Annotated in this window: 10 protein-coding genes; all 10 read left to right on the forward strand. The window is 55.1% G+C overall.

All coding sequences use genetic code 11. The features are described from left to right. The coding region (locus BLW59_RS10010; protein WP_074697666.1) for a transposase at nt 1-215 on the forward strand (215 nt) is incomplete at its 5' end. Nucleotides 216-473: 258 nt separating this feature from the next. After that, nucleotides 474-2,408 (forward strand): polysaccharide biosynthesis protein, encoded by a 1,935-nt coding sequence (locus tag BLW59_RS10015; RefSeq protein ID WP_081348483.1) that lies wholly within the window; start codon nt 474-476, stop codon nt 2,406-2,408. 4 nt (nt 2,409-2,412) lie between these two features. Next, entirely contained in the window at nt 2,413-3,087 is a 675-nt protein-coding gene (locus tag BLW59_RS10020) for a polysaccharide biosynthesis/export family protein (RefSeq protein WP_217634616.1), read from the forward strand. 23 nt (nt 3,088-3,110) lie between these two features. Further along, nucleotides 3,111-4,538, forward strand: a complete 1,428-nt coding sequence (locus BLW59_RS10025; protein ID WP_081348484.1) for a Wzz/FepE/Etk N-terminal domain-containing protein — start codon at nt 3,111-3,113, stop codon at nt 4,536-4,538. Next, nucleotides 4,538-5,230: a CpsD/CapB family tyrosine-protein kinase gene (locus BLW59_RS10030; protein WP_074697668.1), complete on the forward strand. Its 693-nt coding sequence runs from the start codon at nt 4,538-4,540 to the stop codon at nt 5,228-5,230. Before BLW59_RS10025 ends, BLW59_RS10030 begins: the two co-directional genes overlap by 1 nt. Nucleotides 5,231-5,498: 268 nt before the next feature. Then, nucleotides 5,499-6,104: a sugar transferase gene (locus BLW59_RS10035; protein ID WP_074697669.1), complete on the forward strand. Its 606-nt coding sequence runs from the start codon at nt 5,499-5,501 to the stop codon at nt 6,102-6,104. Between the two features lie 5 nt (nt 6,105-6,109). Beyond that, the gene (locus BLW59_RS10040; protein WP_074697670.1) at nt 6,110-6,934 is read left to right on the forward strand and encodes an aldolase/citrate lyase family protein; all 825 of its coding nucleotides are present in this window, start codon (nt 6,110-6,112) and stop codon (nt 6,932-6,934) included. Next, entirely contained in the window at nt 6,931-8,151 is a 1,221-nt protein-coding gene (locus BLW59_RS10045) for a glycosyltransferase family 4 protein (protein ID WP_074697671.1), read from the forward strand. The genes BLW59_RS10040 and BLW59_RS10045 overlap by 4 nt, the downstream gene beginning before the upstream one ends. Nucleotides 8,152-8,196: 45 nt before the next feature. Then, nucleotides 8,197-9,231 carry a polysaccharide biosynthesis protein gene (locus BLW59_RS10050; protein ID WP_318258486.1) on the forward strand — a complete coding sequence of 345 codons (1,035 nt, stop codon included), beginning with the start codon at nt 8,197-8,199 and terminating at the stop codon, nt 9,229-9,231. Next, nucleotides 9,228-10,463: an NAD-dependent epimerase/dehydratase family protein gene (locus BLW59_RS10055; RefSeq protein ID WP_074697672.1), complete on the forward strand. Its 1,236-nt coding sequence runs from the start codon at nt 9,228-9,230 to the stop codon at nt 10,461-10,463. Before BLW59_RS10050 ends, BLW59_RS10055 begins: the two co-directional genes overlap by 4 nt. The last annotated feature ends 2 nt before the right edge of the window (nt 10,464-10,465 follow it).

Consider the following 10,465-nt stretch of genomic DNA (forward strand, 5'->3'; position numbering starts at 1 on the left):
AAGGGAAAAGCAGCTTAATGATATACGAAAAATGGGGGAATATGAAATATAAGTATAGAAATCGTCAGTTTTGGTGTAGGGGATATTTTGTGGATACGGTAGGCAAGGATGAGAAGAAAATAGCAACATACATACAGGAACAGCTGAAGGAGGATGAGCTATCTGAACAGTTGACGCTAAACTTTGAGGACCCGTTTACGGGTAGCAGGCAGTAAGATGCAAGGGACGGACCGTACAGGCGCTGTAAAGCGCAGCTGGCAACGGTGAGGCCTTATAGGCCGTAAAACTAAAACCCCCGGCTGTGCCGGGGGATATTTATTTCTATAGAAAAGCTGTAGGTCTAAAGTACCAAAAAATATTAAGAATACATTGGAAAACAATTGCAAAGGGCATGGAAATTCATTAAAATATAATAGTCGGTTGTGACTTTGTAAAAAAAGAAAGGTTTAGAAGGTTAAAGAAAGGCTAAAGAAATGTGGAGACTAAGAAAAAAATATCTTGACGCTGGCATGATGGCATGTCTGGATGCGTTGGTGATTGCCCTGACGGCTTTTGCCAGCCTTTATTTAAGATTTGACAATGCGGATGCCGTGCAGGTAGTCTGGTTCTGGCAGTACGTGGATGTGCTCTGGTTCAGCCTGCCGGTACTGACAGCATGCTATTTGTCAGCTCTGGCTGTTACGCATATTTATGGCAGGGTCTGGCGCTATGCGGAGATGCGCGATTATCTGGTTCTGGAAGCGGCCTGCGTGTTGGGAATGGGGATGTTCCTCCTTTATACGAGGGTTTTTGAGGTCAGTTTCCCGCGCTCATTTTATGTGATAGACTTGTTGTTGACGACCCTGCTGCTGGGCATCGGCCGCAGGCTCATCCAGACCATGGAGCTCAGGGCTTCACGCAGCTATGTTGAGGAAAAGAAGCCGGTGCTCATTGTCGGGGCAGGTGATGCGGGGGTAATCCTGGCCAGGGAAATCATGAAGCTGCACACCGGTGAGAGAAGGGTGGCAGGCTTCGTAGATGATGCGCCACAGAAGCAGGGCAAGCGCATCGTGGGAATTAAGGTGCTGGGCGGTTGTGAGGATATTACCGCTCTGGTCGCCGAATACCATATCCGCGAATTGATCATCGCGATGCCTTCGGTACCGCCCAAGGATATCAACAGGATTGCGGACATCTGCAAGAAGACGTCCTGTGAGGTAAATATCCTGCCGGGCATCTATCAGATGATTGACGGCTCGGTCTCGGTGAAGTCCTTGCGTCCCCTGCAGATAGAGGATTTGCTGGAGCGTGACCCGGTCAAGCTGGACCTGAAGAGCATTGCCGGCTACCTGACAGGCAAGAGGGTGCTGGTGACGGGAGCCGGCGGTTCCATTGGTTCGGAGCTCTGCCGCCAGGTCATGCGCATGAAGCCTGCGCAGTTGGTGCTGTTGGGGCGCGGTGAGAACAGCATTTACCTCATCAATCAGGAGCTGACGGAGAAATACGGCAAGGAGAAGCTGGTGCCGGTCATTGCCAATGTCTGCAACAGGGACCGTTTGGAGGATGTCTTCCGTGCATACCGGCCGCAGGTCGTTTTCCACGCTGCCGCCCACAAGCATGTGCCGCTGATGGAAGTGAGCCCCAAGGAGGCTGTCTACAATAATATCTACGGTGGCATCAACGTGGGGGATGTGGCAGGACGTTACGGCGTGGAAACCTTCATCACCATATCTACGGATAAAGCGGTAAACCCGACCAGCGTGATGGGCGCTTCCAAGCGCGTGGTAGAGATGGTCATGCAGGTTATGGATAATCGCTATGCGACCAGATACGTCACGGTGCGCTTCGGCAATGTGCTGGGCAGCCGCGGCAGCGTGGTGCCGCTCTTCAAGAAGCAGATTGCCGCCGGCGGTCCGGTGACGGTTACGCACCCGGAGATGAAGCGCTATTTCATGACTATTCCGGAGGCCAGCCAGCTGGTGCTGCAGGCTGGTGCCATGGGCAAGGGTGGCGAAGTCTTCGTGCTGGATATGGGCACGCCGGTCAAGATTGTGGATCTTGCCAAAAATATGATCAGATTGTGCGCGGGGCCGCAGCAGAATGTACCCATTCAGTTCACGGGGCTGCGCCCGGGTGAGAAGTTGTTCGAGGAACTTCTGACTGCCGAGGAAGGCACAGAAGCAACCAAACACAAGAAAATCTTTGCTGCCAGATTGAAAGAGGTCGATGAGGAGTCCTTTAAGGCTTATCTGGCGGAATTTGCGAACTGCCAGACTGATGAGGAGTTCATAGCAGTCTTTAAGAAGCTGATACCGACTTATCACCCTAACCATCTGGGTACGGAACTGGTAGACGAGAAGAGACAGAGCGAGTTGCTGGAATCCATGGAAGAGAAGGAGCTTCAGGATAAGCTGGCGTGGGAGTGCTAGGTAAATGATACATAAGAAAAAAATTGTATTTGCGGGGTTGCTCCTCTCCTTGCTGCTGATGCTGCCGCAGGCAGAAGCGCGGGATGAGGGGTACCTGATGACACCGGGCGATGTGCTGGACATCAGCGTGGCGGAGCAGGAGGATCTGCAGGAAGATAACAAGCGCCATGGCTATATGGTCCGCCCGGACGGCATGGTGGATTTTCCGATGGTCGGCACCATAGATACCAAGGGGCTGACCATTGAGGAATTCACGGCAGAGCTTGAGGTCCGCCTGTCCAGATATTTCGTGGACCCCAAGGTCAGCGTGAATATCGTGAAGCTCGGCACGGTTCGCGTGCACGTGCTGGGAGAGGTAAGCAAGCCAGGCACTTATGAGCTGACCAAATCACACCGTCTGGCGGATGCCATCGGCGCTGCCCAGGGATTCACCCGCGACACGGCGAAGAAGAAAATTTTCCTGATACATAAGAATCAGGAAGGCGAGCCGGTCAAAATCAATTTGAATGACCTGCTGAAAAAGGGCGATGTGAGTCAGAACGTAGAACTGGCTGAGGATGATATACTCAATCTGACCCGCAATGGACGCATTGATTTCTCCAGGGATATCCTGCCGTTCATCAGTGGTACTTACATGATTGATAACATCGTCAATAATCATGATTATGGCAGTCGTTGAGGCAGAGCGAAGGGGAAATATTGTTGAACAAGAGCATGATTAACGTGCGCGGGCTGCTTTTCCAGCTTAGGCAGGGCTGGAAAAGGATACTGGGCTGCGTGCTGGCATCCTGCCTGCTGTCACTGGCATATCTCGCCATGGCGGAGCCAGTGTATGAGTCTGACGCCTTGCTGCGCATCAAGCAGCAGCAGGGCAACCCGTCCGTGACGGGGCTGGTGGAGTCGCTGGGGGGAGGCACTGTGCCCACGCGCAAGGAGCGCATGAGCACCTATGCGGAAATCCTCAGGAGCCGCAATGTGATGGAGCCGGTCATCGAGGCAAACGGCGGGGGCAGCTATGAAGCCTTTACCGGCCGTGTCATGACTACGCCGCTGAAGGATACGGAAATCCTGAAGGTGACAGTCAGTGATACCGACCCTGCCAGGGCTCAGGAACTCAATAAGGAAATCATGGACAGCTTTCTGTCACGCTTGACGGTGCTTTCACATGAAGAAAAGAAAGTCACGAAGGAATTTCTGGAGGGACGGGTGACAGAGGCTGACACGGCGCTGACAGAGGCGGAGGACAAGCTACAGAAATATCAGCTGGACCAGAAATTTGTGTCGCCGGAGGAGCATCTGAAGGAACTTATCAGCAGGCTCTCCAGCATCAAGAAGGAAGAAGAGGCAAACAAAGTCGATTTGGCGGCGGCGCAGGCGGGCTACCAGAGCGTCAGCGGGCAGCTGTCGAGCTACGGCAGCGCGCTGGCGGACAATGCGACCATCAGGCAGTACAACACTAAGCTGGCTGACCTGGAGGTGGAGCGCATCGGCTATCTGGAGAAATATACCGCTGAACATCCGAAGATGGTGGCCATAAATGAGAAGATTGCCGAGGCGCGCCGCGCGCGTGATGCGGAAGTGTCCCGTGTAGCTTCGCAGGCAGGCCCCTCAGAGAACTCTGTGCAGCAGTCGCTTTTAAGGGACGCGCTGATGAATCAGGCAAAGATAGCGGTGGACAACAGCAAGGCGGCGGCGTTGGCAGCAGCCAATGCTTCGGCAGAAGAAGAGCTTTCCGCCATGCCTGCCAAAGAGCAAGGCTTTGTCAGGGCGCAGAGGGATGTCAACGTGGCGCAGGATATCTACACCATGCTGTATAAGCGCCTTGAGGATGCCAAGATTGCTGAGGTCATGGTCCCTAATGAAGTACAGCTGATTGATGAGCCGACCCTGCCGGAATCACCAGTGCGCCCGCATAAGCGCAAGGTAATTATGCTCTTCGGCGTGCTGGGGTTGCTGGCTGGGTTGCTCTCTGTTATCGTGCCGCTGATGCTGCGCAGACGCATCGACAGCCCTGCGGATGTGGAGGCGTTCCTTGAGATGGAGGTTATCGGTTCTGTGCCGGACTTTGATTCGCTGGGACAGCCAGAGATAGGGCAGCCTGCCTGGTATAAGGGGCTGAGGAGGAAATGATGACAGATATAGAGCTTGTCACCAAGACGCAGCCGGATTCCTTTCTGGCTGAGGCGTACAGGAAAATCTGCGTATGGCTGAGCACCAGCCTGCAGGCAGGAGAAGGGCAGCGGGGCAGGGTTATACTTTTGACCAGCGCTCTGCCTAGGGAGGGCGTTTCTACCACCGCCGCCAATCTGGCGGCGGCAATGGCGCAGAATGACCGCAGGACGCTGCTCCTGGAGGCGAATTTCCGCAATCCGGTGCAGATGGGGGTGTTCCAGAACGCTTCCGTGGCGCAGGGCAAGGACAGCCTTGGCAGTTACCTTGCCGGGGAGATAGACTCGCTGGAGACGTTGGGCATCCTGGAGAACCTCTGGCTGCTGCCGGCTGGCAGAAAGCTGAAGCATGCGGAAACCTACCTGTCTGGTGGCAGGATGCGCGACCTTTTGGAGGAACTCCGCACTCAGTATGACTGCATCTTTCTGGATGTGCCGGCGGTTTTGCCGGTACCCGACGCGATGGTGCTGGCGGGGCTTGCTGATGAGGTCGTCATGGTGGTCTCTCCTGGTATCGAGGCACCGCATGTGGCTATGGAGGCCAAAAAGCGGTTGCTGAAAGCGGGAGCGTCCCTGCGCGGGGTAGTTATGAACCGTGTGCCCCATGGCTTTGACAGCGGCTACGAGGACTATGAGTATTACCGCAAGATGTAAGAGATTATGACAAGGAAGAAAAATCCCCCGCCTACATAGGCGGGGGCGCGGATTAGGGCGTGTTGATTAATTCACTCAGCCCATCTTCACGGGTCTTGACTGTCCCTGCGTCGTTGACAAATCCTCGACATAGCACCGCCCTAAAGGACTAGCTTTGCGTCGCTATGCCTGCGGTTTGTCGCCTAGCAATGGACAGCCAATCCCCGCAAATCTGGGCGAAGTTCATTTAATCAACACGCCCTAATATGTAAATTGGAGGAATTTTGGGATGTATCCTTTTTGGAAAAGGTTCCTTGATATAGCCCTGTCCCTGACAGGCATTATCATGACCTTGCCTTTGCAGCTGTTGCTGGCCCTGCTGATAAGGCTGGATTCGCCGGGTGGCGTTATTTTCAGGCAGGAGCGCCTGGGACGCGGCGGCAAGGTGTTCAAGATGTATAAATTTCGCTCCATGTGCGTGAATGCCGAGCATACGGGCAGCGGGGTCTATTCCTCGGAGGGAGACAGCCGTGTGACCAGGGTGGGCAAGTTCATGCGGGCAACCAGCCTTGATGAGCTGCCGCAGCTATTTAACATGCTCAAGGGAGATATGAGCCTGATAGGGCCCCGGCCGCCTCTTACCTATCATCCGTGGGAATTTGAGAAATACACAGAGGAAGAGCGCCACATGTTCGATGTGCGCCCCGGTCTCACCGGCTACGCGCAGGTGCATGGGCGCAACAATGTGCCCTGGCCTGAGCGCATAGCGCTCAATGTCTGGTATGCAAGGCATATGTCATTTGCTCTGGATGCGCGTATCTTCCTGACGACCATCTTCAAGGTCGCCCTGATGAAGGACCATTACTCCAAGGCACGGCAGTTAGAGGAAAGGTGAGAAATATGGCCTTGAAACTTATGTATATTACCAATCGCCCGGATGTGGCGAAGATTGCCGAGGAAAACGGCGTAGACCGGATTTTCGTCGATATGGAATATATCGGCAAAAAAGAGCGGCAGGGCGGCATGGATACCGTGCAGTCCCATCATACGGTGGCGGATGTAGCGAGGATGCACAAAGCTGTCAGCAAGGCAGAGCTTCTGGTGCGGGTCAATCCGATACACGCCGCCACAGAGGAATACTCTTCCTCAGAGGAAGAAATCGAAGCCGTTATCAAGGCAGGGGCGGATATAGTGATGCTGCCCTTCTTCAAGACCCCTATGGAGGTGGCGCGTTTCCTGCGCCTGGTCAGGGGGCGCGCACGCACCATGCTGTTGTTGGAGACGCCGGAGGCAGTGGATTGCCTCGACGAGATTCTGGCTCTGCATGGCATAGATGAGATGTTCATCGGACTCAATGACCTCAGCCTCGGTTACGGGAAAAAATTCATGTTCGACTTGCTGGCGGATGGGACGGTGGAGTCCCTGGCCGTAAAATTCCGGAGGCATCATCTGCCCTTTGGCTTTGGCGGGATTGCAAGGCTGGGGCAGGGGGCCCTGCCTGCCGAGCGCATTCTGGCGGAGCATTGTCGTCTGGGCTCCTCGGCGGTCATTCTGTCCCGTTCCTTCTGCAACGTGGATAAGGTAGAGGGCATCTTTCAGGTAAGGGACATTTTTGCCAAGGGCGTACCGGCTATCCGTGCCTGTGAGGCAGAGAACGAGAAGCACTTTGCGTTTTTTCAGGATAATATCCGGGCTATCAGGGAGATAACGGAGATGATAGGATGAGCAAAGTATTATACCTCAGTTCTAAATATATTCCCGGTGCCGTGGGCAATATACATGTGGACCTCGTAGATGAGTTCCTGCGCCACGGGCACTCGGTGACCGTCATCACGCCGGTGGAGCGCAAATACAAACAGCAGACCAGCGTGTCAGAGGACGGGAACCTTACCCTGATACGCGCCCGCAGCCTGAATTTTTTGGGCGCGGTCTCGCTGGCAGAGAAGGGGATAGCCACGCTGCTCTTTGGCTACTGGTACCGCCGTATTGTCCGCAAGTACCTGCGTGGCAAGGACAATTTCGATTTGGTTATCTGCGCGACCCTGCCTATCACCTACGCGCCGGTGATGGATTATTTCCATCAGAAATATGGCAGTTACGTCTATCTGCTGCATAAGGATTTCTTTCCGCAGAATGCGGTGGATTTGGGCATCCTGAAAAAGGGCTCGTTGCCCTACAAACTGTTCCGCCATATCGAGAAGGGGCTGTATCGCAGGAGCGACATGATTGGCGTCATCTCCCCGAAGAACATTGAGTTCATCTACGAGCAGAACCCGGCGCTTCCTGAGGGGAAAGTCGAGGTCTGCCCAAATGGCATGCGGCCTACGCTCTGGGAGGAGATTGAGGCGATGCGTGCAAGGCGCGCAGAGGTGCGCCGCAAGTACAGTCTGCCTGAGGACAAGGCGATTTTTGTCAACGGCGGCACCATCAGCCGTGCCCAGAACATCGAATTTATCGTGCAGGTGGTGCAGAGGGCGGCGGAGGTGCCGGAGGCATTCTTCCTGTTCGTGGGCAGGGGTGCTGCCTTCAAGCGCCTGCAGGCGGCAGCGTCTGCGGCAGCTGCCGAAAATGTCAGGATTCTTGAGTACCTGCCCAAGGCGGATTACGACACGCTGCTTGCCGGCTGTGATGCCGGCATGGTCTTCCTCGACGAGCGCTTCCGGGTTGCCAACATACCCTCCAAGACCCTCAGCCACATGAATATGGGGCAGCCCATCGTCAGTGCTACCGATACCTACACTGATTACCGTGAGCTGCTGGAGGAAAATGAGATGGGTCTGTGGTCTTCGGCTGATGATGTGTCGAAGTTCCTCGCCAATGTGCGTCGCCTGTCAAGGGAGCCGGAACTTCGGCAGCGCTTCGGCAGGAATGCCCGCAGGTATCTTGAGGAGTACAGCACGGCGGCGGTTACTTATGAGACTATTATCGGGCATATTGCCTGAGCAGGCATAGATAGTATTTAAGGCAAACTTCTGGAGGCAATGACTTTGAGTATTTTTCAGAATAAGACGCTTTTGATTACGGGCGGCACGGGTTCCTTCGGCCATGCGGTGCTGAACCGCTTTTTGGAGACGGATATCGGGCAGATACGCATTTTTTCCCGCGATGAAAAGAAACAGGATGATATGCGCCATCAGTACAAGAGCGATAAGATACAGTATTACATAGGCGATGTGCGCAAGGCGCAGAGCGTGAAGGACGCGCTGCACGGCGTGGATTACATCTTCCATGCGGCGGCGCTGAAGCAGGTGCCATCCTGTGAATTTTTCCCGATGGAGGCGGTGGAGACCAACGTCATCGGTACGAACAACGTGCTGACGGCGGCCATCGAGGCCGGAGTGAAGAAGGTTATCTGCCTGTCTACGGACAAGGCCGCCTATCCTGTGAACGCCATGGGTACCTCCAAGGCGATGATGGAGAAGGTCTTCGTGGCGAAATCCCGCACGGTGGACCCGGAAAAGACCCTCATCTGCGGTACCCGCTATGGCAATGTGCTCTGCTCCCGCGGCAGTGTCGTGCCACTCTTCATCGAGCAGATCAAGGCAGGCAAGCCCCTGACGGTTACGGAGCCGACGATGACCCGCTTCATCATGAGCCTTGAGGAGGCTGTGGAGCTGGTGCTGTTCGCCTTTGAGCATGCGGAGGCAGGCGACATCATGGTGCAGAAAGCACCCGCCTGCACCATCGAGACCCTCGCCAAGGCCACAAAGGAAATCTTCCATGCGGACAATCCCATCAAGGTCATCGGGATTCGCCACGGTGAGAAGATGCAGGAGACTCTGCTCACCAATGAGGAATGCTCCCATGCCATCGACATGGGCAACTTCTACCGGGTGCCGGCAGACAACCGCAGCCTGAACTATGATAAGTATTTCAACGTGGGCAATGAGCAGCGCGACAAGCTGACCGAGTTCAATTCAGGCAACACCGAGTTGCTGGATGTGGAGGGTGTCAAGGCGGCACTTCTGAAACTGCCTTATATCCAGCAGGAACTGGCTGCCTGGGAGGAAGAGCGCAGATGAAGATACTGGTGACAGGCGCCCGGGGCTTTGTGGGCAGCAATCTGGTTGCCACTCTGGAAAATATCCGCGATGGCAAGGACAGGTTCCATAAGATTCAGGGACTGGAGCAGCCGGAGAAACTGGAAATCGTCAGCTATGACTGTGAGAGCACGCAGGAGGAACTGGCATCCGCTTGTCGTGACTGCGATTTCGTTTTCAATCTGGCAGGTGTGAACCGCCCCAAAAATGAAGAGGAATTCATGGCGGGAAACTTCGGCTTTGCCAGCACTTTGCTGGAGACGCTGAAAAAATACCATAACAACTGCCCTGTTCTGCTTTCCTCCTCCATTCAGGCGTGCCTGCAGGGGCGCTATGCGGAGTCTGGCTACGGCAAGTCCAAATTGGCAGGGGAGCAGCTGTTTTTTGACTACGGCGCGGAGACCGGGGCAAAGGTGCTGGTCTACCGCTTCCCAAACCTCTTTGGCAAGTGGTGCCGCCCGAACTATAATTCGGTAGTTGCTACCTGGTGCCATAATGTGGCCCACGGCCTTCCTATACAGGTCAACGGCAGGAAGACAGAGCTGACCCTGCTGTACATTGATGATTTGGTAGATGAAATGCTCAGGGCGCTGAACGGGCAGGAGCACCATTGCGAGTGGGAGGGAACGACGGCGCTGCCGCAGGCAGAGGGACGTTATGCTTATGTGCCCACCCTGCATCAGGTGCAGCTTGGGGAGATTGAGGACTTGCTGCGCTCTTTCCATGAGGAGCCGGCGACCCGCCTGTTGCCGGAAATTCCCGCGGGAAGCTTTGCGGCGAAGCTCTACAGCACTTATCTTTCTTACTGCGAGCCTGTGGCGACCCCTATCGCGGGGAACGCGGACGCGCGCGGTGTCTTTACGGAAATCCTGAAGACCGGCAGCTGCGGTCAGGTCTCCGTGAACGTCAGCCTGCCGGGCATCACCCGCGGCGAGCACTGGCATCACAGCAAATGGGAAATCTTCATCGTAGTGAGCGGAGAAGCCCTGATACAGGAGCGTCGCATCGGCAAGGACGCAGAGGGAAAAAAATATCCCGTGCATGAATTCCGCGTGAGCGGCGAGAAACTGGAGGCAGTGGCGATGCTGCCGGGCTACACCCACAATATCATCAACCTGAGCCAGACAGAAAAGCTGGTGACCGTGATGTGGGCCAATGAGGCTTTTGATCCGGCACGCCCGGACACTTACAGGGAGGAAGTGGAGACAAAGTGAAG

The sequence above is a fragment of the Selenomonas sp. KH1T6 genome (assembly GCF_900108415.1).
Taxonomy (GTDB): Bacteria; Bacillota; Negativicutes; order Selenomonadales; family Selenomonadaceae; genus Selenomonas_B; species Selenomonas_B ruminantium_A.